The 25,535-nt window shown below is 65.5% G+C and carries 23 protein-coding genes; 5 read left to right on the top strand and 18 right to left on the bottom strand.

The genetic code is table 11. The features are described from left to right. Position 1: 1 nt before the first annotated feature. The 4 genes from B5J99_RS09700 to B5J99_RS09685 are packed head-to-tail and all read right to left on the bottom strand — an operon-like array spanning position 2 to position 5,953. The gene (locus B5J99_RS09700; RefSeq protein WP_117352294.1) at positions 2 to 1,141 is read right to left on the bottom strand and encodes a hybrid sensor histidine kinase/response regulator; all 1,140 of its coding nucleotides are present in this window, start codon (positions 1,139 to 1,141) and stop codon (positions 2 to 4) included. Beyond that, positions 1,141 to 1,701, bottom strand: coding sequence for a chemotaxis protein CheB (locus B5J99_RS09695; protein WP_117352293.1), 561 nt, complete (start codon positions 1,699 to 1,701; stop codon positions 1,141 to 1,143). The genes B5J99_RS09700 and B5J99_RS09695 overlap by 1 nt, the downstream gene beginning before the upstream one ends. Further along, positions 1,698 to 2,537, bottom strand: a complete 840-nt coding sequence (locus B5J99_RS09690) for a CheR family methyltransferase (protein WP_117352292.1) — start codon at positions 2,535 to 2,537, stop codon at positions 1,698 to 1,700. Before B5J99_RS09690 ends, B5J99_RS09695 begins: the two co-directional genes overlap by 4 nt. Next, the gene (locus tag B5J99_RS09685; protein ID WP_162892544.1) at positions 2,522 to 5,953 is read right to left on the bottom strand and encodes a response regulator; all 3,432 of its coding nucleotides are present in this window, start codon (positions 5,951 to 5,953) and stop codon (positions 2,522 to 2,524) included. Before B5J99_RS09685 ends, B5J99_RS09690 begins: the two co-directional genes overlap by 16 nt. 260 nt (positions 5,954 to 6,213) lie before the next feature. Here B5J99_RS09685 and B5J99_RS09680 point away from each other — a divergent pair, with 260 nt between their 5' ends. Together B5J99_RS09680 and B5J99_RS09675 are read left to right on the top strand one after the other, a co-directional pair. After that, entirely contained in the window at positions 6,214 to 8,019 is a 1,806-nt protein-coding gene (locus B5J99_RS09680; protein ID WP_117352290.1) for an SLC13 family permease, read from the top strand. A gap of 66 nt (positions 8,020 to 8,085) precedes the next feature. Further along, positions 8,086 to 9,240, top strand: coding sequence for an aminotransferase (locus B5J99_RS09675; protein WP_117352289.1), 1,155 nt, complete (start codon positions 8,086 to 8,088; stop codon positions 9,238 to 9,240). A gap of 10 nt (positions 9,241 to 9,250) precedes the next feature. Here the strand turns inward: B5J99_RS09675 and B5J99_RS09670 are convergent, their stop codons facing one another. From B5J99_RS09670 to modA, 12 genes are all read right to left on the bottom strand, one after another. Next, a complete protein-coding gene (locus B5J99_RS09670) occupies positions 9,251 to 11,233 on the bottom strand; it encodes a S41 family peptidase (protein ID WP_162892543.1) in 1,983 nt (660 codons plus the stop codon). Positions 11,234 to 11,302: 69 nt separating this feature from the next. Beyond that, positions 11,303 to 12,421, bottom strand: a complete 1,119-nt coding sequence (locus B5J99_RS09665) for a helix-turn-helix domain-containing protein (RefSeq protein WP_162892541.1) — start codon at positions 12,419 to 12,421, stop codon at positions 11,303 to 11,305. A 10-nt stretch (positions 12,422 to 12,431) separates the two neighbouring features. Continuing rightward, positions 12,432 to 12,926, bottom strand: a complete 495-nt coding sequence (locus tag B5J99_RS09660) for a DUF427 domain-containing protein (RefSeq protein WP_117352286.1) — start codon at positions 12,924 to 12,926, stop codon at positions 12,432 to 12,434. A gap of 38 nt (positions 12,927 to 12,964) precedes the next feature. Next, complete coding sequence (locus B5J99_RS09655) at positions 12,965 to 13,387, bottom strand: Na+/H+ antiporter subunit G (RefSeq protein ID WP_054133385.1); 423 nt, start codon at positions 13,385 to 13,387, stop codon at positions 12,965 to 12,967. Then, entirely contained in the window at positions 13,384 to 13,653 is a 270-nt protein-coding gene (locus B5J99_RS09650; RefSeq protein WP_054133386.1) for a K+/H+ antiporter subunit F, read from the bottom strand. Before B5J99_RS09650 ends, B5J99_RS09655 begins: the two co-directional genes overlap by 4 nt. Then, positions 13,650 to 14,135 carry a Na+/H+ antiporter subunit E gene (locus B5J99_RS09645; protein ID WP_054133387.1) on the bottom strand — a complete coding sequence of 162 codons (486 nt, stop codon included), beginning with the start codon at positions 14,133 to 14,135 and terminating at the stop codon, positions 13,650 to 13,652. Before B5J99_RS09645 ends, B5J99_RS09650 begins: the two co-directional genes overlap by 4 nt. Position 14,136: 1 nt before the next feature. Next, a complete protein-coding gene (locus B5J99_RS09640) occupies positions 14,137 to 15,666 on the bottom strand; it encodes a monovalent cation/H+ antiporter subunit D (RefSeq protein ID WP_117352285.1) in 1,530 nt (509 codons plus the stop codon). Further along, entirely contained in the window at positions 15,663 to 16,049 is a 387-nt protein-coding gene (locus tag B5J99_RS09635) for a Na+/H+ antiporter subunit C (protein WP_117352284.1), read from the bottom strand. Before B5J99_RS09635 ends, B5J99_RS09640 begins: the two co-directional genes overlap by 4 nt. Then, positions 16,046 to 18,886, bottom strand: coding sequence for a monovalent cation/H+ antiporter subunit A (locus tag B5J99_RS09630; protein WP_117353443.1), 2,841 nt, complete (start codon positions 18,884 to 18,886; stop codon positions 16,046 to 16,048). The genes B5J99_RS09635 and B5J99_RS09630 overlap by 4 nt, the downstream gene beginning before the upstream one ends. Before the next feature lie 161 nt (positions 18,887 to 19,047). After that, positions 19,048 to 19,758: a sulfate/molybdate ABC transporter ATP-binding protein gene (locus B5J99_RS09625; RefSeq protein WP_117352283.1), complete on the bottom strand. Its 711-nt coding sequence runs from the start codon at positions 19,756 to 19,758 to the stop codon at positions 19,048 to 19,050. After that, positions 19,751 to 20,416, bottom strand: a complete 666-nt coding sequence (modB, locus tag B5J99_RS09620) for a molybdate ABC transporter permease subunit (protein WP_117352282.1) — start codon at positions 20,414 to 20,416, stop codon at positions 19,751 to 19,753. The genes B5J99_RS09625 and modB overlap by 8 nt, the downstream gene beginning before the upstream one ends. 6 nt (positions 20,417 to 20,422) lie before the next feature. Continuing rightward, positions 20,423 to 21,223, bottom strand: coding sequence for a molybdate ABC transporter substrate-binding protein (gene modA, locus B5J99_RS09615; protein ID WP_245991586.1), 801 nt, complete (start codon positions 21,221 to 21,223; stop codon positions 20,423 to 20,425). Between the two features lie 113 nt (positions 21,224 to 21,336). Here modA and B5J99_RS09610 point away from each other — a divergent pair, with 113 nt between their 5' ends. Together B5J99_RS09610 and B5J99_RS09605 are read left to right on the top strand one after the other, a co-directional pair. Continuing rightward, a complete protein-coding gene (locus tag B5J99_RS09610; protein ID WP_117352281.1) occupies positions 21,337 to 21,711 on the top strand; it encodes a winged helix-turn-helix domain-containing protein in 375 nt (124 codons plus the stop codon). Between the two features lie 99 nt (positions 21,712 to 21,810). Next, complete coding sequence (locus B5J99_RS09605; protein ID WP_117353441.1) at positions 21,811 to 22,536, top strand: superoxide dismutase; 726 nt, start codon at positions 21,811 to 21,813, stop codon at positions 22,534 to 22,536. 33 nt (positions 22,537 to 22,569) lie between these two features. Here B5J99_RS09605 and B5J99_RS20000 read toward each other — a convergent pair whose 3' ends face one another. Further along, positions 22,570 to 23,838 (bottom strand): GGDEF domain-containing protein, encoded by a 1,269-nt coding sequence (locus tag B5J99_RS20000; protein WP_281273075.1) that lies wholly within the window; start codon positions 23,836 to 23,838, stop codon positions 22,570 to 22,572. A 262-nt stretch (positions 23,839 to 24,100) separates the two neighbouring features. Here B5J99_RS20000 and B5J99_RS09595 point away from each other — a divergent pair, with 262 nt between their 5' ends. Continuing rightward, positions 24,101 to 25,054, top strand: coding sequence for a sensor histidine kinase (locus B5J99_RS09595; protein ID WP_245991585.1), 954 nt, complete (start codon positions 24,101 to 24,103; stop codon positions 25,052 to 25,054). A 3-nt stretch (positions 25,055 to 25,057) separates the two neighbouring features. On the opposite strand, the gene B5J99_RS09590 is transcribed toward B5J99_RS09595, so the two are convergent. Next, positions 25,058 to 25,501 (bottom strand): RrF2 family transcriptional regulator, encoded by a 444-nt coding sequence (locus B5J99_RS09590; RefSeq protein WP_054133398.1) that lies wholly within the window; start codon positions 25,499 to 25,501, stop codon positions 25,058 to 25,060. Positions 25,502 to 25,535 lie beyond the last annotated feature (34 nt).

Below are 25,535 nucleotides of genomic sequence, written 5' to 3'. Positions count from 1 at the left end.
ATCATTCCACCGTGGGAAGGCACACCTCGAACGTGCTGCCTTCCCCGGGCGCGCTGTGTTTCAGCCGGATGGTGCCGTCGTGCAGCTCAACCAGCTGCTTGACCAGCGCCAGCCCGATCCCGAGGCCGTCCTGCTTGACCTTGCCCTTGACATCGGCCTGCTCGAAGATCCCGAAGATCCGGTCCTGCTGATCGGGCGCGATGCCGATGCCGTTGTCGCAGACCTCGATCCAGGCGGTCCCGTCCTCGACCCGCGCAGTCACCCTGATCTCGCCTGCCGCCGGCGTGTATTTGGCGGCATTGCTGACGAGGTTGCCGATGATCTGCGCCATGCGGGCGTGATCGGCGTCGAGCAGCACCGGTCCCGGCGGAAGCTCCACATGCAGATTGTGCCCTGCCTCGTCGATCGCCGGCCGCGATGTTTCGACCGCGAACGCCAGCACGTCGTTCAGGTCCACCCGCTCGCGCTGCAGCGATATCTTGCCCTGCTCGATCCGCGAGATATCGAGCAGATCCTCCACCAGCCGGGTCATATGCGTCAGGTAGCGGCTCATCGAGGTGCGGATTTCACCCTCGACCGGCTGTCCTTTCTTGCGCTCGAGCATGATCAGCCCGGCGTTGAGCGCCATGATCGGGTTGCGCAACTCATGCCCCAGAACGGCGAGAAACCGGTTCTTCTGGATGTCAGCCTGTTTGAGCGATTCGGTCAGCGCGGCGAGTTCATCGCGCTGCGCCGCCAGTTGCCGGCGCTGGGTATAGAGCTCCAGGAAGACGCGGGCCTTGGACCTCAGGATATCGGCCTCGATCGGCTTCTGGATGAAATCGACCGCACCGGCCTCATAGCCCTTGAACCGCCGCGTGCCGTCTCCTGCGCCTGCGGTGACGAAGATGATCGGGATGTGCCGCGAGCGTTCGCTGTTGCGCATGAACTCGGCCAGCTCGAAGCCGTCCATGCCGGGCATCTGGACATCGAGAAACGCCAGCGCATAGTCCTTGACCAGCAGCAGCTCGAGCGCCTCCTCGCCACTGCGCGCGGTATCGCAGCTCAGCCCCTCGCGGCGCAGCAGCGCATTGAGCGCGATCAGGTTTTCCTCAAGGTCATCGACCAGCAGGATGCGGACCGGTTCTTCAGCCATCGACATCACGCTGCCTCCTGCCGCAGGTGCAAGACGATCTCGTCGATGCTCATCGCCTTGGCCGCCGGGCAGGCCGCCAGCGCGGCAAGCGGCATGGTGGCAACTTCGGCGGTCTGCGGGTCCTGAACGATGGCAGTCCCGCCCGCCGCGCCGATCGCGCGAAGACCCTCGGCGCCATCATGATTGGCGCCGGTGAGAATGATGGCTGTCACGTCGCGTTCCAAAGCATCTGCAGCGGTTTCGAAAAGCACGTCGATGGCCGGGCGCGAGTAATTGACGGGTTCATCCGAAGACAAGGCAATCGACATGTTTTTCTCGAGCAGCAGATGATAGCCGGGAGGAGCAAAATAGACCGTTCCTTGCTGGAGCATTTCCTTATCCTCTGCCTCCTTAACCTCCAAAAGGCATCTTGCCCGCAACAATTCGACCAGAAGATTGTCATTGCGTTGCGGAACGTGGAGGACGACCAGAATCGGGCATGCAAAATGCGGCGGCAAGGCGGTGAGGATCGACGACAGCGCCTGCACCCCGCCGGCCGACGCACCGATGACGATCGCCCGGGTCATGGACCGGTCCGCTGATAGATTTTTTCTTCGCGCACGAAATCGGCAAAGGCATCGGCGTGCGAGGAGAATCGCAGGCTCTCCTTCGACCCGAGCCCCAGGAATCCCCTGCGCGCGAGCGAGTCGCGAAACAGCCCGACGGCACGGTCCTGCAGTTCTCGGTCGAAATAGATCAGCACGTTGCGGCAGGAGATCAGGTGCATCTCTGCGAATGCGGCATCGGTGACCAGGCTGTGGTCGGAAAAGACGACCTGGCTGCACAGCGACTTGTCGAACACTGCGCGCCCGTAATTGGCGGTGTAATAATCGGACAGCGATGAACGCCCACCCGACGCCTGATGATTTTCGGTGAAAAGCCGGATCCGATCAAGCGAATATACCCCGGCTTGCGCGGCCTTGAGCGCGGTCGGGTTGATGTCGGTGGCATAGAACATCGTCTTCTTGGCCAGTCCCTCCTCGTGGAACAGGATGGCGAGCGAATAGAGCTCCTCGCCGTTGCTGCACCCTGCGACCCAGACCTTGAGCGAGGGATAAGTATGCAGGTGCGGGATGACCTTCTCGCGCAGCGCGCGGAAATAGGACGGATCGCGAAACATCTCGCTGACCTGCACCGTGAGGAAATCGAGCAGGCGCGGCAGCAGCGTCGAATCGCGCAGCACCGCCGCCTGGATCTCGGAGATGCTGCCATAGCCCAGCTGCGCACGCGCCTGCAGCAGCCGACGCTTGATGGATGCGCGGGCGTAATGGCGGAAATCATAGTGATAATGCTGGTACAGCGCCTCCAGCAGCAGCTGGATTTCGATGTCCTCGATCGAGCTGGTCACTAGCGCGGCATCCATACCCGCACCAGCGACAACAGTTTGTCGACGTCGATCGGCTTGGCCATATAGTCGTTGGCCCCCGCATCGAGGCAATTCTGCTGGTCGTCGGGCATAGCCTTGGCGGTCAGCATGATGACGGGCAGCTTGGCCCATTTCGGATTGCTGCGCATCGCGCGCACCGCCGTCAGCCCGTCCATCACCGGCATCATCACATCCATCAGCACCAGGTCGATCGGTTTGTCGGCCCCGTCGGCACCAGCCTCCAGCATATCGAGGGCCTCCTGGCCGTTGCGCGCGATCTTGGCGATCACCCCGCGCGGTTCCAGAACGCTGGTGAGTGAATAAACGTTCCGCACATCGTCCTCGACGATGAGCACCCGCCGCCCTTCGAGCGCCGCATCGCGATGCCGGGCCTTTTCGAGCATCCGGCGCTGCTCCGGCGGCATTTCGGCGACGACCTGATGGAGAAACAGCGAGACCTCGTCGAGCAGGCGTTCGGGCGACTTCGCGCCCTTGATGATGATCGAACTGGAATAGCGGCGCAGGCGCTGCTCTTCCTCTGCGGTCAGATCGCGCCCGGTATAGATGATCACCGGCGGATAGGCGCGGTCGCTATCCTGGCTGAGCTCCTCGAGCAACGAGAAGCCCGAGGCATCGGGAAGCGCCAGATCGAGCACCATGCAATCGAACGGTTCGCTGCGCAGCAGCTCGAGGCACTTCGCCACCGTCCCCACGCCCACGGTTTCGACATCCTGCGATTTGAGCAGCTCCGACACCGCGTCGCGCTGCACCTCGTTGTCCTCGACGATGAGGACGCGCCGCATCGACGATGCGAGCTTCTGCTGCAGCCCGGCGAGCACCTCGGCCAGCCTTTCACGCTGCACCGGCTTTTCCAGATAACCGATCGCGCCCAGCGCCAGCGCGGTCTGGCTCTGGTCGGCGCCGGAGATCACGTGGATCGGGATATGCCGGGTCTCGTCCTGGTGCTTGAGATGATCGAGCACGGTCAGCCCCGACTGGTCGGGCAGACCGATATCGAGCACGATCGCGCTGGGCTGGTAGTCGCGTGCGATGTCGATCGCCTCCTGCGCGGTCCCTGCGACGATGCACTGGAAGCCCAGCTCGTGCGACAGGTCGCACACGATCGAGGCAAAGGTCGCATCGTCCTCGATCACCAGCAGCAACCTTTTGCCGGTATCGAGCACGTTGCGATCATCCTCTATGCTGGCCGGTCGCGGCTTGGCAGCCGGACGGCGCCGGGCGGGTGGCGGGCTGGCCACTGCCGGCTGCGGCGCGGCGCGCGCCTGGTCGCGCACCCGAACCTTCGATGGATCGTAGGTCGCAGGAATGGTCAGCGTGAACCGGCTGCCTGCGCCGACCTCGCTCTCCACGGTGATCGCGCCGCCGAGCAGCCGGGCGAGCTCGCGCGAGATCGACAGGCCGAGCCCGGTGCCGCCATATCTGCGGCTGATCGATCCATCGGCCTGCTGGAATGCATCGAAGATGCTGTCCTGCTGCTCCTTTGTGATGCCGATGCCTGTATCTGTGACCGTCAGCGCGACGCAGTCCTCGCCAGCCGACGCCACGGTCAGCTGCACGCTGCCGCTTTCGGTGAACTTGAGCGCGTTCGACATCAGGTTCTTGAGGATCTGCTCCACCCGCATGCGATCGGTGAGGATCGACCGCGGGCAGTCGTCGGACAGCTCGAGCGCCAGCGTCAGCCCGCGCTCGTCGGCGATCGGCTGGAAGACCTTTTTCAGATCGCCCAGCAGCCGGTCCATCGGCACCGATGCTGGCTGGATTTCGATATGCCCCGCCTCGATCTTGGAGAGGTCGAGAATGTCGTTGATCAGGTTGAGCAGATCGTTGCCCGACGACTGGATCGTCTGCGCGAACCGCACCTGCTCTGCCGACAGATTGCCATCGGGGTTGTCGCCCAGCAGCTTGGAGAGGATCAGCAGCGAGTTGAGCGGGGTGCGCAGCTCGTGGCTCATGTTCGCCAGAAAGTCGGTCTTGTACTGGCTCGCCTGTTCCAGCTCGCGCGCCTTGAGCTGCAGGGTGGCGCTCGCGCGCTCTAGCTCGTCGCGCTGGGTCTCGAGCGTCTGCGCCTGTTCTTCGAGCTGGCTGTTGGTCTGTTCGAGCTCGACCTGCTGCAGTTCGAGCCGCGCCTGCGATTCGCGCAGCGCCGATCCCTGCTCTTCGAGCTCCTCGTTCGAGACCCGCAACTCTTCGGATTGCGCCTGCAACTCGCTGGCCTGCCGCTGGGTTTCCTCGAGCGCGTCCTGCAGCCGTTCGCGGAACCGTGCGGAGCGCAGCGCAATGCCGATGGCCCCGGACGCCTCCTCGAGCAGGTCGAGCACGACATCATCCACCGGTTCGAAAAAGCCGAGCTCGATCACCGCATTGACCGCATCGTCGGCCTTGGCCGGGGCGATCACGAGATGCCGCGGCGCCGAGCGACCGAGCGACGATCCGACCGTTAGATAGCCCGGCGGCACATCATTGAGCACCATGATCCGGCCATCGACCGCGACCTGCCCCATCAATCCCTCGTTGAGCGTGAATTCCACCGGGACGTCGGCATCACCGGGCACGCCGAGCATATTGGCCCGCCGGAAGCTGCCACCCTCGCCCTTGAACAGCGCGCCTGCCGGGCTGCCGGTCCGCTCGTGCAGGAACGACAGGATGGCTGCGCCGAGCTCCGCGATGGTCTTGTCCCCCATCATCGCCTTGCCGAGGTCCGCCTGCGCCGCCTGGAGCCACTGCTGGCGCTCGCGGCTGCGGGTGTTGCGGATGAACAGGATGAAGATGGCGATCGTCAGGGCAATGCCGCTGAGGCTGGTGATGACAGCACTGACGACCGCCGCCTGCGAGGCGGCGGCCATCGCGACGAGACGAGATTCGCGGACACGCTGCTCCTCGCGCGTCATGCTGGCGACCTGTTCGCGGATATCGTCCATGACATTCTTGCCGCGATCGGTGTTCAACGCGGCCACCGCGGCCTCGACACCGCCCGTACGCCGGAGCTCGATAACGTCCGCCATGATCTGCATTCTGGCCATGACCCGGTTTTTCAGCGCGGCGAAGGTCTCCTTCTGCACCGGGCTGGCACGGGTGAGGCCGTCAAGCTTGCGCAACTCGTCATCGGCCCGCGCGACTCCCTCCGAATAGGGCTCGAGATAAGCGTCGCGCCCCGTGAGCAGATAGCCGCGCTGCCCCGTTTCGGCATCGAGCATGGCTGACAGCACATCGTCGAGCGTGGTCAGGACGACATGCGTGCGCCGGATCTCGCGCTCGCTGGCGCGCACATTCTCGATGTTCAGATACGCCACGGCTGCGCTGATCACGAAGAAGGCGACGCCGATCACCAGCCCCACGACTGCCCATCGGCTCGCAAGACTTTGGGCATGCGACGTAACGCTGGCTTTTTTCACTGTGTCTCTTCTCGCAATCCGTGTTGGCCATGGCTTAGCCAAGAGCGGTGACCATATACAAGGACGCAAAGACCAGATCTTGCGTCCGGCACGGTTCTGGACCTTGCCGACGTCGCCGATGCCAAATCGCAATGGGCAAGGCTCTGCATGTGTGCAGGTGTCCTTCAATACACGGATTGTGCTGGCATGCGGGCAATACCACGGCCAATGGTGCTCCTGCGCGCAAAGGCGTGCGATGGTACCAAGGCAGAATTTCCTTCATGTTAGACACGATTACGCAGTTCGTCGACATCTACAGTGCGCAGATAGGGCTTGCCTTGCTCCTCGCCATATTTGCCGCGTTCATGACCGAGCGGTTTCCGCCTGTCGTTGTTGGCGTCACCGGCGCTGCGGTGGTCATGGTGCTGGGGTTCGTGTCGGTGGCCGATGTCCGCGCCGTGTTTTCGAACTCCGCACCGCTCGCGATCGGCGCGCTGTTCGTGCTGTCGGGAGCGTTGGTGCGCACTGGCGCAATCGAGGCGGTGATGGGGCTGCTGCTGCGCCGCGCCGAGAGCAAGCCCAGGCAAATCATGGTCGAGGTGTTCGGCGGAACGCTTGCCGCTGCCGCCTTTGTCAACAACACCCCCGTCGTCATCATCATGATCCCGATCGTCAAGAAGCTGGCCAAGACGCTGGGCACATCGGCCACCCGGCTGCTGATCCCGCTGTCCTATCTGTCGATCCTGGGCGGGACGCTGACGCTGGTGGGGACATCGACCAACCTGCTGGTCGATGGGGTGGCGCGAGGGCTCGGCCAGCCGGCCTTTGGCGTGTTCGAGATTACCGGCGTGGGTCTGATCACCGCGCTCACCGGCGCGCTGACGCTGCTGCTGCTGGGCCCCAGGCTGCTGCCCGACCGCCCCGAAAACGCGCCCGCCGACAGCGAGGCGCATGAGTGCCTGTCCGAACTGACGGTGCTTCCTGATTCCGAGATGATCGGCAGGGCGATCGAGGACATATCGGCGCTGAAGCCCGAGCGCGCGCGGATCCTGGGGCTCAAGCGACAGGGCAGCTTCCGCCGCAAGGGCTTCGAAAGTGCGTTTCTCGAGGTTGGCGACCGGCTGGTGATTGCAGCATCACCGCACGAACTGGCAGCGTTCGCCGCCAGCAGCGGGTTCGAAACCGGGCTCGCCGGGCTTGGGGGAGGTCTCGCGCTGCACGGCGATGAGCGGCCCGAAGACGTCACGCTGTACGAGGCCACCATCGCGCCCACCCATCCCAGCATCGGGCGGCATCTCGACGAAATTCCCATGCTGTCGCGGCTGCGCGTGCGCATACTGGGGATTTCGCGCGCGCGGCACCTGCCGGGCCCCGATCTGCCCACTGCCCGGCTGCGCGCCGCCGACACCTTGCTGATCGCCGCGCGACCGCCCGAACTGGCGCAGCTGCAGGACAACATCCACCTTGCCGGGGTCTCGACCGCCAAGGCGACCCCCTATCGGCGCGCCAAGGCTCCGATCGCGGTGCTGACGCTGCTGGCGACGGTGCTGGCAGCCGCGCTGGGTGTCATGCCGATCGAGGGCCTTGCCATCATCGGGGTGGCGGTGGTGCTGATCACCCGCACCATCGATCCTGCCGAGGCCTGGGCCGCGATCGATGGCAGCCTGCTCGTCCTCATCTTCGCGATGCTGGCGATCGGCACCGGGTTCCAGAATGCCGGCAGCGTCGATCTGATCGTCGGCGCGGTGGCACCGTTGCTGACCAGCGCGCCATTGTTCCTGCTGATCCTCGCGGTCTACACGCTGACCTCGCTGCTCACCGAGGCGGTGACCAACAATGCGGTAGCGGTGCTGCTGACCCCGATCGTGATCGGCATCGGCGCCAATATGGGGATCGACCCCCGGCCGCTTGTGGTGGCCGTGATGCTCGCCGCCTCGGCAAGCTTTGCCACCCCGATCGGCTATCAGACCAACACCATGGTCTATGCCGCTGCCGACTACCGGTTCTCGGACTTTCTCAAGATCGGCATCCCGATGAACGTCATCGTCGGGCTGGCAGCGTCGATCTCGATCTATTGGCTATTCTGAGGCCATCTGGAATGCGGTATGCCGACCAGGAGCGGCAGCTCACCTGCCTGCCCATCAGGAAAAGCGATGAACCCGATCTACCGTGACATGCCCACCACGATCTTCGAGGCAATGTCGATGCGCGCACGGGCGGCAGGCGCGATCAACCTGGGACAGGGTTTTCCCGACGGGCCACGCAACGATGCGGTCATCGATGCGGCGTGCGACGCGCTGCAGCAGCGGTCGAACCAGTATCCGCCGATGGTCGGCATCCCCGAGTTGCGCGGCGCGGTGCCGGATTGGTACCGGCGTCACCAGCAGCTTGAGCTTGGCCCCGACGAGGTCGTGGTGACCTCCGGCGCGACCGAGGCGATTGCGGCGGCCTTGCTGGCGGTGATCAGCCCGGGCGACGAGGTGCTGCTGTTCCAGCCGCTGTACGACGCCTATCTGCCGCTGGTGCAGCGCGCAGGCGGCGTCGCGCGGCTCGTCACCCTCGACCCGTCGGGCTGGCGGATCGATGCGGAGGCGCTCGCCGCGTCGATCACGCCGCGCACCCGTGCATTGGTGTTCAACGATCCGATGAACCCGATGGGGACCTGCGCGCATCCCGATGACTTGGCGCTGCTGGCGCGGATCTGCGCCGAGCATGACCTGATCGCGATCTGCGACGAGGTGTGGGAGGCCTTGGTCTATGATGGCGCGCAGCACAGGTCGCTGATGCAGTATCCGGGCATGCGCGAGCGGACGGTGAAGATCGGCTCTGCGGGCAAGATCTTCGGGCTCACCGGGTGGAAGGTAGGGTGGATGTGCGCCGCCCCGCCGCTTGCCCGCATCCTCGCCAAGGCCCATCAGTTCCTCACCTTCACCACCCCGCCCAATCTGCAATGGGCGGTGGCCCAAGGGCTGGCCAGCCAGGACGACTGGATCGCGATGGCCCGCGACCAGCACCAGGCATCGCGCGACTTTTTCTGCGACGGGCTGCATGGCCTCGGTCTGGTGACCGTACCCTCGGCGGCGACCTATTTCGTCTCTGTGGACCTGGCAGCATCCGGCGTGGCAATGGACGACGTGGCGTTTTGCGATGCGATCATCGACCAGGCAGGCGTGGCGGCGATCCCGATTTCGGCCTTCTATGCAGAGGCGGCGCCCGGGCATCTGGTGCGCTTCTGCTTCGCCAAGGAGCGTGCGACACTGCAGGCGGCGCTGGACCGCCTGGCCGCGGCCCTGCCCCGCCTGGGATAGCCCGATCGGCCTATTGCCGCAGATCGTAGCTCTGCCGCATCACGAAGGGCTCGCCTGCGCCGCGCGTCATCTTGGTGATCCTCAGCCGGTTGCCGTCGCGGGTGACGATCTTGCGTGCGATGACAGTGCGGTCGTTTTCGCGGCTGGTGCCATCCAGCACGACGGTCGCCGACAGGCCATCTGCCGACATGCGCGCTTCGACCACCTGCCAGGCCTCCGGCGTATTGCGGCCATTGCTGATCTGGAGCACCTGCTGCGACGCATCGAATGTCCAGCTTTCCGAGGACTTGACGATCTTGCCCGGGCCATCGTCGAAGGTCCAGGCGAGCATCTGGCCGTCGCTTGTCATCATCGTCGGCAAAGTGGTGCGCGTGTCCTTCCTGTAGTCGCGATAGTCGAGCGTACCTGTCCACGCGCCGCCCAGCGCCTTGGCGACCAGTGCCGCGCTGTCGGACCGCGCGGGCAGCGCGCCCTGCGCGACGCCGATCGTGCGGTCGCGCCCGGCCTCGAAATCCGCCAGCGTCGGCACGACCAGCTGATCGACCGCAACGCCCTTGCCCGGAACGAAGTTCGAGATCGCCGTGCGGTTCCATGCTTCGGGAATGCGCACCTTGATGCCGCTGGCGGGAAGCGTCATCAGGAAGATCGATCCTGACGTCGGCCCCTCGGCGCTACCGGCGCTGGCTTCGCCGATCACCGTCGCCCCGGCCTTGTCCTTCAATTGCGCGATAGTGCGAGTTGCGCCCGAGCCGTTGCGCGGACCGCTCAGGATCGTCAGGCGGCCATCAAATCCAAATGCGCCGATCGGTTGCTGCAACAGGGTGGTATCGCCATCGTTGAGCGCCGCGTCGCGCTGTTTGGGGATTCGGTCGAACCAACCATCTGGGGTCTGCTCGAAATCGGTCAGCGGAGGCGTGAAGCGTGCCGAGGGATCGCCCCACGTCTCGAAATATTGCGGCAGATCGCCATAGCGCACCGCCTTGTATCGCACCGGCTTGGACCAGACGAACGGCTGATCGATCAGGTATCGCCCCAGCGCGACCGAGACATCCTCCGACCCGCCGCCGTTCTTGCGCAGGTCAAGGATCAGGTGCTCCGTCCCGGCCTCCTCCATCGCAGCGAAGAACCCGCTGAGAAAGGCGGTGGCCTGCACCGGGTTGCGATAGTTGACGAAGGTATCGATCCCCAGCCGCGCGACCTTGCCGTTCAGCCGCCAACTAACACTGTTATAGAATTCGCCGCGATACTTCGCCCCCGGCCCGGCAAGGCCCGTCCATTGCGCAAAGCGGATCGGCCTGAGCGTTGCGGTGGACGCGTTCTGGCTACCCACCTGCTTCCATTCGATCTGCCAGGCCTCTGGAAAGCCGAACAGCGAAGGATAATTCTCGTTGAAGTCATCGCCCATCAGGTCGCTGTCGTCGGCCAGCTTGGCGGCGATCGCCTGATCGGTCGTGCCATCATACGACACCAATGGCGCGAGCTTGAGCAGCAGTTGCGGCACCGGGGTCCCGTTGATGTTGAGAATCTCGCTTCCCACCGGGGGCGCACCCGTCTGCCCATCGTTCGACACCACGATCATCCGCCCCTCGATCAGCTGGAAGCGCAGCGGCAGATGGGTGGGGTTGGCGGTGCGGAACGCGGTCATCGCGCCGGACATTTCCGCCTTGGTGTGGTCGCAATGGATCGCCGCGAGCAGCCGGGCAATCTCGCCATGCAGCGCGAGGTCGGTGATCGGACGGCTGGTGGCGGATTCGAGCCTGGCGAACGCGGCATCGATTTGCGCCTTGGCGCTGTAGCGGTAAAGGCCGGGATGCACCGTCTCCAGCGCGCGGCGGAACAAGGCAATGTCGCGCGTCGCCTCTTCGGGGCTGAGCAGACGCACGGCATAACGCGGCTGGGCGATGGCGGCGGCAGAGGGCTCGGCGGGGGCGGCAGCAAGGGCAACGGGTACGCTCATCAGGACGGCGGCGGCGGCTAGGGTCAGGCTTCGCATCAGGAACACTCCAAGGGTCGGTTACGCAGCCTGTCCTGACCGGAACGCCGACCTGGCGCGCCTCAATACTCAGATTTCCTGCGGTATTTGTGATTTGAGCCGCCACTGGCTGGGGCTCATCCCCGCCATGTCCAGGAACGCGCGGTTGAAACTGGCCTTGGAGTTGAACCCGGCATCAAATGCCAGCGTCAGCAGATCGCGCGGATCATCGCCGCAGGCGAGCACCCGCTGGATCTCGATCACCCGGTGACGGTTGATGATCGCGTTGAAGTTCTCCCCCGCCGCCGCTCCAAGGCCGCGCGAAAGATAGGTGGTGTTTGTGCCAAGGATCCGCGCCAGCCCCGCAAGCGTCAGCCCCGGGTCGCGCCACAAATGCTCGGCCTCGATCCGCCCCAGCCACAGCCTGCCCTGCGCAGCCCAGTCGCGCCCCGGCGCGGCGCTCTCCAAAGGCTCGGGCGGCGCGGCAGGGGTTGCCTGCGGAAATGCCGTGTCGGCGTTGCGCCATCCGCCGATGCCCAGATAGAGCACCAGCGCCGAGAACGCGACATAGAGCGGAAACTGATCGAAATAGTCGCGCGCGGGGTCCAGCCATTTGGCGAGCAGGAATCCCGCCCAGACCAGCGTGATCAGCGCCAGCGCCGCAAGGAAGTTGCGAATCCAGCCGGGATCGAAATCCACCCCGTCGGTGCGGTTGTCGTCAAGCCACATCCGGTAGGCACGGTACTGCCGGTAGGCCGCGATGCTGTAGGCGGCGATGCTCACCAGCGCGGCAATATCGAGCAGCGGGTCGATGAAAGGCTCGTGGGCAACGCCGTTCCACCAGTTCTTGGTGGCCAGCGGAAACGGGAACACCACGGCATAGGCAAGGAACTGCGCAGCAACCGGGACGAAATGCGGCCAAATCCGCACCGGCACCGCGCCCACCAGCATGGCGGTGTAGAGATAGATCAGTGGCCCGAAGGCCAGCGTGTACGACAGCGGCGCAAAGCTCAGCCACGGCCATTTTTCGTAAAAGCCGGCATAGCCGATGATGTACGGCGTCATCAGCGCCGCCACCGCGATGATCAGCAGCGCAAGCCAGCGATTGGCCGCACGGTTCTGCCGCGCGCGCAGCAGCAACCCGGCGAGCAACAGACCCTGCGCGGCGCAGATCAGCAGCGTGATGCTCATCGGCCCGAATGCGATCATCGCCCGGCGCCTACCATCCCATGCTGCCGGGGCCGCCCTTGAAGGGCCCCGCATAGGCCGAGGTGATCCAGCCGCCGTAGAATGCGCCTGGCTGGGGCACCACCGTTTCCCCGTTCACGGTGCAGCGGTCGAACGGCGCGGCATAAAAGGCGATGTGATCGCGCAGCATCGCAAAGCTGGCGCTGGGGCTTGGATAGCTCCAGCCGACCCGCGGGAGCACGACGCCGCCTGCCACCACATCCCAATACACCGCAGCGCCCTTCCATTCGCAGAACGAGCTTCCCTCCGCGCGGCGCAGAACGCCCGGCGTGATCGCCTCGGGCGGGATGTAATAGCTGGGCGGATGGCTCGTCTCGAACGTGCAGATGCTGCTGCGCGTCTCGGCGATCAGGATGCCGCGATGCTCGATGCGGACATGCGCATCGCACGGCTCGGCGATCGCGGGGCGGGGGAAGTCCCAGACGCTGCGCAGGCCGGGGCCGACAGGATCACGCTCTGGCCTCATGCGGCAGACCTTTCTCGTTCGCGGCGACCGAACGCCACCTAGTTTTCGGATGTCGCCGCGACCGAATCGCGGTGCGGTGCCTCATAAGTCGCCCAGTTGGCGGTTTCCGACGGCACCGGCGGATCGCCTGCCGGGCCGGCGACATCGTCCTTCGACCCGCAGCGCAGCTGGTGCAGGTGCACCTTGGCGATCATGTTGGCGGAGATCGGCGCGGTAATGAACAGGAACAGCGAGATCAGCAGTTCGTGCATCGTCCAGCCGCCCTGATCGAAGGTGAAGAACAGCATCGAGCCGACCAGAATGCCGCCGAGGCCCAGCGTCGTCGCCTTGGTCGGTCCGTGCAGCCGCTCCATCAGCGTCGGCAGCCGCACCATGCCCCAGCTGCCGATCAGCGCGAAGCTTGCCCCCAGCACCAGCAGCGCGCTGATCGCGATATCGACAAAAAGACCTGCCCCGCTCATTCGACGATGTCTCCGCGCAGCAGGAACTTGCAATAGGCGACCGTTCCGATGAACCCGACCATCGCAAGCAGCAGCGCGGCCTCGTAGAAAATGTCGTTCACCGTCGCGATGCCGATCACGATGATCAGGCCGATCGCATTGATCACCATGGTATCCAGCGCGACGATCCGGTCGCCCACCGATGGGCCCTTGAGTAGGCGCCACAGGTTGAGCGCCAGCGCCAGCGACAGGCAGACAAACGCAAAGAGCACGGCATAGGCGATCATCTGAAGACCCTCTTCAAGCGCGCTTCGTACCGCAGCTTGATCCGCGCGATTTCCGCATCGGGATCGGCCGCGTCGAGCGCATGCACCAGCAGATACTTGCCGCACGCCGACACGTCCGAAGACACGGTGCCGGGGGTCAGGCTGATTGTCCCGGCGAGCACGGTGATCGCCTCGGGCGTGTGCAGATCGAGCGGGATGGAGAGCCAGGCGGGGCGCAGATCGCGGTTGCGGCGGAACAGGATGATCGCGGCAATCTCGAAATTGGCAACAACGATGTCCCACAAAACCAGTGCGATATAGGCAAGCCCCGCGCGATACCTGACATCGGGCCGCCCCGGCCAGAAGGGCGCGGTGAAGATGGGCAGCAGAATGCCGATGACGATGCCGAGCAGCAGTCCCCCCACGGTCAGGGTGTTGGCCATCAGCAGCCAGACGATGACCAGCAGGACCGACAGGCCGGGATGCGGGATCAGGCGGCGCATGTCACGGCTCCCCCAGAACGGCGCGGACCGCCGATGCGCTATCGAGGATCTGGCCCGCAGCGGCGGCGCCATAGGCGGTGCCCGCCCCCGCGCCGATCGACCAGGCGGCGAGCAGCGCGAGTGTGATGACGGGCGCGACCATGTCCGCGCTGGAAACGACCGCGGGCTCGGCGCCATCGGTGGGGGGGATATCCTTCCAGAAGATCGCGCTGCCGGTGCGCGCAAAGCCGATGACGCCGATCAATGTGGTCGCCAGGATCACGCCCCAGGCCCAGCCCCAGGCACCTTGCCAGCCCGGCGTATCGACGATCGATTCGAGGATCAGCAGCTTGCCGATAAAGCCCGACAGCGGCGGCAACCCGGTCGCGGCGATCGCGGCGGCCATGAACATCAGACCGACCGTCTGCTGCTGACAGAACGCAGGGCCAGCGCTCGCGGTATCGGCAAAGCTCGCCCGGCGACGCGCGACGACATCTGCGACTAGGAACAAGGCTGCGCCTGCCAGCGTGGAATGCACCAGATAATAGATCGCCGCGGTCAGCGTGTCGGCCTGCCATCCGGCCACCGCGATCAGCAGCGTCCCGGTCGATCCGATCACCGCATAGGCGGCCTGCTCGGAGAGGCTGCGGGCAACGAATACTCCGGCAAAGCCCACGATCGCGGTGATCGCGGCAGCGGGCAGCAGATAGGGCGCGGGCGCCCAGGCGGCAGCGCCGGCACCATCGCCGAAGATCTGCGGCACCACCCGGATGATCGAATAGACCCCGACCTTGGTCATGATCGCAAACAGCGCTGCGACCGCAGGCGTGGTGACCGCATAGGTGCGCGGCAGCCACAGGTGCAGCGGCGCGATGGCCGCCTTGAGCGCGAAGACGCTGACCAGCAGCAGCGCGACCACCCGCAGCAGCCCCTGGTCATCGGGCCCCAAGGCTGCAACCCTGAGCCCCATGTCTGCCATGTTCAGCGTGCCGGTGAGCGCATAGAGCAGCCCCAGCGCGATCAGGAACAGCGACGATCCCACGATGTTGACCACGACATATTGCACGCCAGCCTTCAACCGGGCGGGCCCCTGGCCGTGCAGCATCAGGCCATAGGATGCGATCAGCAGCACCTCGAAGAACACGAACAGGTTGAACAGGTCGCCGGTGAGGAACGCGCCGTTGAGGCCCAGCATCTGGAACTGGAACAGCGGGTGGAAATGCCAGCCCTTGCGGTCCGCTCCGGTCAGCACGGCATGCACCAATGCGATGAGCGAGACCGTCGCGGCCAGCGTCAGCATGATCGCCGACAGCCGGTCGACCACCAGCACGATGCCGAAGGGCGCAGGCCAGTTGCCCAGCGCATAGGTGCGGATGGTGCCCTCCCCAGCCTGGACCAGCAATGCCAGCGCCGCGATCAGCATCGCCGCGCAGGACAGCAGCGAAATCGCCGTGCCCAGCGTTCGCTTGCGGCGCATCACCATCACCGCAAAGGGCGCGGCAAGAGCCGGGATGACGACGGGCGCGATCGCCAGATGCTGGATCAGGCTCATGCGCGCGGTCCCGGCGTGGTTTCGCCGCTGGCGGCGTGAGCGGGCGTGCTCGGCGCATCATCGCCATCGACCTGATCGCTGCCGGTTTCAAGAAAGCTGCGCAGCGCCAGCACCACCGCAAAGGCGGTCATGCCGAAGGTGATGACGATCGCGGTGAGCACCAGTGCCTGGGGCAGCGGATCGGTATATGCGGTCGCCGTTTCGGACAGGATCGGCGGAGCGTTGACCGTCAACCGGCCCGAGGCGAACAGGAACAGATTCACCGCATAGGAAAACAGCGTCAGCCCGAGCACGACCTGAAACGTGCGCCCGCGCAGCACCATATAGATGCCGCCTGCCACCAGCACGCCAATGGCGCTCGCCACGAGAAATTCGAGCGTCATGGCGCGTCATCCTGCTGCTGCGCTTCGACCTGCGCGGCGTGCGCGCGGGCAGCGCGCTGAGAGATCTGGCTGAGCTGCGCCAGCGCCTGCATCACCGCGCCGAAGACGACCGCGAAAACGCCGATGTCGAACAGCAGCGCAGTGGCGAGCTCGACCTCGCCGACCAGCGGGATATGGAAATAGCCGAACGCGCTGGTGAGAAAATTGGCGCCGAACACAAGCGAGCCCAGCCCCGTCGCCATCGCCACCAGCACGCCGGTGGCGATCAGCATGTGTTCGCCAACCTTGCGCCGCGCATCGGTCCAGTCAAAGCCCGAGGCGAGATATTGCAGCAGGAACGCGATCGCCACCACCAAAGCGGCGATGAACCCGCCCCCGGGCTGGTTGTGTCCGCGCAGGAAGATGTAGATGCCCACCGCCAGCACAAGCGGCAGCAGGATGCGGGTTGCCATCACGAACATCAGCGGATGGCGCTCGGGCGAATGCGGCATGTCCTCCTGCCACAAGCGCAGCCGCGCCGCCGCCGCGCCGCGCGCGGTGGTATCGAGCAGCGCATAGATCGCCAGCCCTGCAATCCCCAGCACGATGATCTCGCCCAGCGTGTCGAACGCGCGGAAATCGACCAGGGTGACGTTGACGACATTGGTGCCGCCGCCGCCCTTGTAGCTGTTGGCGAGGTGATAGCTCGAGATCGGGTCATTGGGGTTGCGGGTCAGCATCGCCCAGGCTGCGCCGCCCACCCCCAGACCGCCGCCGATCGCGAGCACGGCATCGCGGATCCGGCGCGGCTGGCTGGAGAGCAGCGGCGGCGTCTTGGGCAGCAGGTTGAGCGCCAGCAACAGCAGCAGGATCGTCACCACCTCGACCGAAATCTGGGTGAGCGCCAGATCCGGCGCGGAGAAATGCACGAAGGCGAGCGTGATCACGAGGCCGATGACGCTGATGTAGATCAGCACCACGAAACGCTGGCGCTGTGCCCGCAGCACCGCGATGGTCGCCGCGATCAGCAGCGCCCAGGCGATGATCGCCACCACCGATGCCGGCTGGCCGGGGCGCGTTCCGGTCAGGCTGCCGCCGCCGGCCACAGCGCCCTCGATCACGCTGGCCACCACCACGGCAAAGGTCATCAGCAGCATCCGCTGCAGCGATGGGGTATGCGTCGCGACGATCAACGTGCGCACCTGCGCATCGGCAAAGGCCATCGCCCGGTCGAACATGGCCTTGGCATCGAGATGGCGGACCGATTCATACGCGCGCAGCAACCCGGCATGCCGCCACAGCAGCAGCGCACCGATGGCAACGGCGGCCATGCTCATCGCCAGCGCCAGGTTGACACCGTGCCACAATGCCAGCCCCAGCGGCGGGGCCGTATCGCCGATCACCGCGCCGGCGACCGATGCGACCAGCGGCCCTGCCAGCGCCATCGGCACCAGCCCGAGCAGCACCGCCAGAACCACAAGGAAGGCGGGTGAGGCCCACATGCCGACGCCCGGATCATGCGCGCGGGCATGCGGTTCGGCATCGCGCGGCGCGCCGAAGAACAGGTGCACCGCCAGCCGCAGCGAATAGGCGACTGACAGCATCGCGGCGATCGTCGCCACCACCGGCACCAGCCAGGGCAGTCCGAACAGGGCGATGTGCAGCGTCTCGTCGAGCATCATCTCCTTGGAGATGAATCCGCCCAACGGCGGCAGCCCCGCCATCGCAGCGGCGGCGAGCGTCGCCACGATCGCCGTGATCGGCATCACCTTGGCAAGCCCCCCCAGCCGCCGGATATCGCGCGTTCCCGTTTCATGGTCGACGATCCCCGCCGACATGAACAGCGCCGCCTTGAACGCAGCGTGGTTGAGAATGTGGAGCACCGCGGCAACCGCCGCCATTTCGAGCGAAAAGCCCAACAGCATCACCAGCAGGCCGAGCTGGCTGATCGTCGAATAGGCCAGGATGCCTTTGAGATCGTGCTTGAACAGCGCCACCCAGGCACCCAGCAGCATGGTGATGAGCCCGACGCTGGTGACGATGACGGTGTACAGATCGGTCCCCGCCAGCACCGGCCACAGCCGAGCGAGCAGGAACACGCCTGCCTTCACCATCGTTGCCGAATGCAGATAAGCGCTGACCGGGGTGGGCGCTGCCATCGCGTGCGGCAGCCAGAAATGGAACGGGAACTGCGCCGACTTGGTGAAGCAGCCGATCAGGATCAGCATCAGCATCACCGGATAGAGCGGCGAGGCCTGGATGATGTAGCCGCGCTGCAGGATCGTCATCAGGTCGAACGATCCGGCGATGGTGCCAAGCAGCACCATGCCCGCAATCAGCACCAGCCCGCCGCCGCCTGTGACCGCCAGCGCCATGCGCGCGCCCTGGCGCGCCTCTGCCTTGTCGCGCCAGAAGCCGATCAGCAGGAAGGACGACAGGCTGGTCAGCTCCCAGAATACCAGCAGCAGCAGCACGTTGCCCGACAGCACGATGCCCAGCATCGCGCCCTGGAACAGCATCAGGCTGGCAAAGAAGCGCCCCGTCGCCTCGCCGCTGGCGAGATAGAAATGACCGAAGATCACCACCAGCAGGCCGATCCCCAGGATCAGCCCGGCGAACATCAGCCCCAGCGGATCGAGCATCAGCGAGACATCCAGCCCGATGGCCGGGACCCAGGGCGTCGACACCGCGGGAACCTCGCCGCCGATCACCCGTCCGGCAAGCCCCAGCACCAGCGCCAGCCCCAGCGCGCTGCCCGCTGCCGCCAACCCGCTGTGCACCGCTCGCCCCGCCCCGCTGCCGATCGCGATCAGCAGGGCGGCGAGAAACGGCAGGATAACAAGCGTGTAAAGCGTCAACGGGACTGCCATTGCCGGGCCGAAATGCTCCTTAGGGGGATAAAGCCTGAGGGTGGGCGATATCGCTGTTCGCTTTGTCCTAGCCGCAGGCAGCCGCGACAAACAAGGAAAACTGGTCAGAAAACGACACCGGCAACGCGTGGCAATGCAGCCTTTGACCCTTATTGCGCCATCCAACGCGCTAGCTGGGTGTCCGGATTCGATCTGAACGATGGACGATCGAGCGCCTCGACCATGCGCCCGTCGATCACCAGACACAGCCGGTCGGCGATGCGCGCGGCATCCTCGATATCGTGCGTCACCATGACGATCGGAAGATCGGACAGCGCGCGCACCGCCTCGATCGAGCGGTGCAGCTGACGCCGGGTGGGGTGATCCACGGCAGAGAACGGCTCGTCGAGCAGCAGGATGTCGGGCTTGCGAGCGAGCGCGCGCGCCAGCGCCACGCGCTGCTGCTGCCCGCCCGAAAGCTGCGCGGGGCGCCGATCCTCAAGCCCTTCGAGCTGCATCTGGGCAAGCAGCCGCTGCGCCTCGGCTTCGCGCTTCTGGGCGCCGATGTCGAGCATCGCCTCCATCACGTTCTGCCGGGCAGTCATGTGCGGGAAGAGCGCATAGGACTGAAACACGAACCCGACGCGGCGATCGCGCGCGGCAAGATCGATCCCGGCGGCGGTATCGGCCCAGACCTGGCCGTTGCACACCACTTTGGCCTCGGTGGCGCGATGCAGCCCGGCGATGCAGCGCAGCACGGTGGTCTTGCCCGCGCCCGACGGCCCGACCAGCGCGACCGTCTCGCCGCGCGCGACCTCGAGCCAGAAATCGAGCGGAATGGGGGCGTCCTGGCGCAGGGCGATGGCGAGCGCTTCAGCCATGTCGGCGCCCCCGATGCGACAGCACGAAAGTCATGCTCACCGTGGCCAGCGAGATCGCCATCAGCACCAGCGCCATGCTGTTGGCGCCCTGCATGTCGAACCCCTGCACCCGGTCATAGATCGAGAGCGCCAGCGTGCGCGTTTCGCCGGGGATCGACCCGCCGACCATCAACACCACGCCGAACTCGCCGAGGGTGTGCGCAAAGCTCAGCACCGCACCGGTGAGCAGCCCCGGCCAGGCCAGCGGCAGCTCGATCCGCCACAGGCAGCGCCAGCTGGAATGGCCGCAGGTCGCCGCCGCATCGCGCAGGTCCTGGCCGATGGCCTCGAACGCCCGCTGCGCCGGTTGCACCGCAAATGGCAAGTTGACGATCACCGAGGCGATCAGCACCGCCTCGAAGGTAAACACCAGCCCGTCTCCGAACAGCGCCTGCCAAGCGCGACCGATGGGGGAGGATGGCCCCATGCCGGAGAGCAGGTAAAAGCCGATCACCGTGGGCGGCAGCACCAGCGGCAGCGTCACCAGCGCCTCGATCACCGCCCTGCCCCGAAACCGGGCGAATGCCAGCCAGCGCCCCAGCAGCAGCGCGATCGGCATCAGGATCAGCACCGTCATGCCCCCCAGGGCCAGCGAAAGGTTGAGCGCCTGCCAGTCCATGCGCGGTCAGTTGGCTGCGCTCGGCAGCGCAAATCCGTGACGATCGAGGATCGCGCGCGCAGGCGGCTGGTCGATATAAGCGTAGAAGCGCCGCGCGGTTTCGTCCGCCGAGCGCATCAGCACCATGCGCTGGCGCAACGGCGCGTGCAGCTCCGCCGGGATCAGGGCAAAGTCCGCGCGCGCGCCGAGCGCCGGATCCTGCACCAGCGACCAGGCGATGATCCCCCCCTGCGCGCCGCCATCGATCGCGAACTGCAGCGCCTGCGAGACATTTTCACCCAGGACCAGATGCGGTTCGAGCGGTTGCCACAGCCCCGCCTGCTCCAGCGCCTCGCGCGCACGCCGGCCATAGGGCGCGTGGTCCGGATTGGCGATGGCGAAGCGGCGGATGTCGCCCCGGGCCAGCGCCTTGCGCAGTCCTTCCAAGCCTTCGTCCACCTTCAGTGGCGAGGCCTTGGGGGCGACCAGCGCGAGCCGCCCGACTGCATAGAGCCGCCCCTGATCGGTGGTCCTGCCCGCCTTGGCGAGATCGAGCACATACTCCTCGTCTGCCGAGAGAAACATGGCAAAGGGCGCGCCCTGCTGAAGCTGGCGGTAGAAGTTGCCCGACGATCCGAACAGCAGATCGACCTTGCGCCCGGTGTCGCGCTCGAAGGCCGCCGCGATCTCGGTCAGCGCCAGCCGCAGATCGGCGGCGGCGGCAATACGCGGCGGCGGCGCGGGCCTGTCGCACGCCGTCAGCGCCGCACAGGACAACGCCACACCGGCCAGCACCATCATCCACATTCGGCCGATCAGGACCCGCATCGTCGTACCTCGCATCAAGCGATATGCTTTGCGGCATACATCGCTGGCTGGCAAGCCGTGAGTGCGGCGGCAGCATTGGAATTGCGGGCGCAGCGATGCTAATGCGGAGGACGATGACCAGTCCGTCCCCCTCCCCGCTCAAGATCAAGGCACAGGTCTATCTCGATGGCGCAATCGCGATAGGACCGGGCAAGGCGGCCATGCTCGACGCGGTGCAGCGCGAGGGATCGATCGCCGCTGCCGGACGCAGCATGGGGATCAGCTATCGGCGTACCCGCGATATGATCGACACACTCAACCGCTGTTGGGGAGAGCCCGTCGTGCTCACCGAAAAGGGCGGCAGGACCGGCGGCGGATCGCGGCTGACCCCGCGCGGTCAGCAGGTGCTTGCCGCCTATCGCGCGCTCGAGCAGGCGCTGAACCAGACCGCGGCGCACCATGCGACCGCGCTTGTCGGCCTGCTGGGGCGGGTCGAGCCGGACATCTGATCCTGCAGGGCCGATGAAAGCCCTTGCTCCGCTGGCCGGGCGGGATATCGTCCGCGCCTGACTGCAAGATCGCCACCCCAAGGAGTTCGCCCGATGCGCATGATCCACCCCCTTCTGTCCGCTCTTGCCCTGGGCATGGCGGCACCGCTGGTCGCTCAGACAGCTCCTGCAACGGCCCCTGCCGCCGCGCCTGCGCCTGCGCCCGCAGCCTTCACGCTGCCCGCTTTGCCCTATGCTCCGGATGCGCTGGAACCGGCAATCGATGCGCAGACCATGACCATCCACCATGGCAAGCATCACCAGGCCTATGTCGATAATCTCAACAAGGCGGTGGCGACAGATGCCGCGCTGAAAGGCATGACGCTCGAGCAGCTGGTCACCAAGGCCGGGACATTGCCCGCCGCCGTGCGCAACAATGCCGGCGGGCACTGGAACCACGGCTTCTTCTGGAAGACCATGGTGCCGCCTGCGCAGGCGGGAACCGCCTCGCCCGCGCTCACCAAGGCGATCACCGCGCAGTTTGGATCGATGGACCAGTTCAAGGCGGCGTTCAAGGCGGCGGGCACCGCGCGGTTCGGATCGGGCTGGGTGTGGCTGATCGTCAAGCCGGACGGCAAGCTGGCGATCACCTCCACCCCCAATCAGGACAATCCGCTGATGGATGCCGCCGAGGACAAGGGCCTGCCGATCCTGGGCAACGACATGTGGGAGCATGCCTATTATCTGAAGTACCAGAACCGTCGCGCAGACTATCTCGACGGCTGGTGGCAGGTGGTCAACTGGGGCGAAGTTTCGCGCCGGTTTGCCGCAGCGTCGAAGCGCTGATCCTGGGGCCCGGCGGCAGAAGGCAGAGGCGCGTCAGATCCCGCGCCGGGCTGCCGGTGCGGACCTGATTGCGCGGGCTGATCCCCCGCCGGACTTGGCCCCCGCATTGGCACTGGCACTGGCACTGGCACCCGTACCTGCGCCGACCTGACGCCGGATCGACGCCCATTGCTTGGCGCGATACAATTCGCTGTCCGCATCGCGCATCAGCGCCTCGAGACCTTCGCTGTCCTTGGGGCCATGCGCGGTGCCGACGCTGGCGGTGATGACGATCTGCTGATTGCGATACTGATACGGCAGCGACAGCACGGTCTGCACCGCACGCTTGAGCGCGTCGCTGTCGCTTGCCGTTTCGATCAGCAGCGCAAATTCGTCGCCGCCCAGCCGGGCGACGCAGCTGGCGTCCTGGCAAAGGTTGCGCAGGCGCTCGCCCGCCTGGACCAGGATCGCATCGCCGGCGGCATGGCCGAACGCGTCATTGGCCTGTTTGAAGCCATCCAGATCGATCATCACCAGCGTCACGCGCCTGGCGCCATCGAGCGCTGCAGGCGCGGAAGCGAACTGCGCGCGGAACGCCCGGCGGTTGGCAAGCCCGGTCAGCGGATCGGTTTCCGACAGCATCTTGAGCTCGTGGCGCAACACCAGGCCACTGACGATCTCGTTGAAGCTGTTCACGATCAGCATCAGCGTCAGCGCCGAGACGATGACGAAGCAGACCCCCATCGCCTGCACGCCGATATCGGGCGACTGGACCATGATCGTGAGCATCGGCGTCAACGCCACGATCACCACCCCCATCGCGACCCTGGGCATGCTGGTCAGGCACACGGCCCCGGCAAAGGTGATCATGAAGATGAACACTGGCGCCAGCACCCGCCGCGTCTCCGGCGTGTCGAAATAGGCATCGACCGTCCACAACCCGCCCACCAGGCCCATCCCCAGCGCGATCCAGGTGGTGGATTTGAGGTAGCGGCGAACCTTGTCGATGGCGACCGGCACGCCGCGGCGGCGGTACCACACCAGGCAGCGACAGCATCCCAGCACGATGAACCCGCCCGGCAGCAGCAGGTGGTACATGATGTCGAACCCGCCGCCCGAGGCGGCACCGGCCACTACGGCGACGAGAGCGATCGAAAAATACAGTATCGGGACGATCGATCCAAGCCGGGTATATTGCAGCAGGGCAAGTTCATCGCGGATATGCGGCGCAAGATTGCCACCATCGGTCGCAGCCCTTGCCCGCTGCCATGCGGCGCGGATGAACATTGTCAGACGATCAAGAATGAACCATTCCCCGGGCACTTTAGATTTCAGTGTTTTGACTATGGCTTGCCCAAGGTAAAAGCCGGGTTAACTGGCGGCGGCGCGATCGGCCTGGCCCAAGAGTGTGATCCGGTGGCAACGGTTCGGCGCACGAACCAAAACGTCGCTTGCCCAGACTTTCCCCACCCCCTAGAAAGCGGAACAATCATCCCGGCGGACGACCCAGCCCCGGTGCTCGCGGATCCTTACAGGCATGAACAGATTTGTCAGCGCGGGGGCCATCTTCAGGCGCGACCCTGGCATGGGTTACGGTCTGGCGATCGTCACCTTCGCCGCCGCCCTGCTGTTGCGCATCTATCTGCGCGATACATTGCCGCCGGGCTTTCCTTTTCTCACCTTCTTTCCCGCGGTCATCGTCACCGCCTTTCTGGCGGGGCTGCGGCCGGGACTTTTGTGCGCGACGCTCTCGGGGCTTGCGGCATGGTATTTCTTCATTCCGCCACTCAACAGCTTCGGTCTTGATGGCGCGAGTGCGATCGCGCTGGGCTTCTACATCTTCATCGTCGCGGTCGACATCACGCTCATCCATCTGATGCACAGCGCGGCAGACGATCTGCGCGGGGAAAAGCAGGTGACGCAGGCGCTGTATGACCAGCAGCGCACGATGTTCCAGGAACTGCAACATCGCGTCGCCAACAACATGACCTTCGTCGCGGCGCTGCTGCATCTGCAAAAGCGCAAGGTCACCGCCGACCCGTCCACCGCCAGCAGCGCGCTCGACGAAGCGCAAAGCCGGATCGAGACGATGTCGCGCATCCACCGGCGGCTTTATGATCCTGCATCGGTCGACTTACCGGTGGCGCAGTATTTTCAGGAAATCTGCTCTGACCTGCTGCAGGCGACCGGGGCCAAGAACATCGTGTGCATGGTCGACATGCCCACGATCCGGCTGGACATCGCGCGGCTGACCACGCTGTCGCTGCTGGTGACCGAACTGGTGACCAACAGCCTTAAGCACGCCTTTGCCGACAACGGCGGCACGATCACGCTGAAGCTGGAGCAGCTAGACCCTGCACGGCTCGCGCTGACGGTCAGCGACAATGGCAGGGGCCTGCCCAAAGGAGTCGATCTGGCCGACAGCAAGGGGCTGGGCACGCGCATCGTGCAGTCGCTCGCGGCGCAGCTTGGCGGAGAACTCAAGCCGGTCACCGGGGCGGGCGCAGGCGCAGCCTGGCGCGTGGTGTTCGCCGCCTGACGGTCAGTCGGCGATCGCCGGATCCAACGCCGCCACCGGCGGGATCGGGTCGGCCAGCGTGATCTGGTCCAGGATCACAGCGGTTTCATCGCGTACCTTGAGCATCAGCGCACGCAAGCGGCATTCATCCTCCGCCAAGCAATTCTTGCACTTTTCATAGGCATAGCGGCTGGCGCAGGGCACCAAAGCAAGCGATCCGCTGGTGATCCGCACGATGTCGCCATAGCGGATGTCGACCGGCGCGAGCCCCAGGGTGTAGCCGCCATCCTTGCCGCGCTGCGAATGCACCAGCCCGGCGCGCGCCATTTCCGAAAGGATCACGGTCAGGAACTTGGGCGGGATGTTCTGCGCCTGCGCGATATCCTCCAGATGCACCAGCCCTTCGCCGTAATGGTCGGCAAGGTGCTGAAGCGCACGGATGGTGTATCGGACTTTCTGGCTGAGCATGTCCGCATTGGCGTACGCGGCACCCGGCCGATTT

It is taken from the genome of Blastomonas fulva, assembly GCF_003431825.1.
Taxonomy (GTDB): Bacteria; Pseudomonadota; Alphaproteobacteria; order Sphingomonadales; family Sphingomonadaceae; genus Blastomonas; species Blastomonas fulva.
The sequence above is the reverse complement of the archived record's forward strand: the minus strand, read 5'-3'. Positions and strand labels throughout refer to the sequence as shown.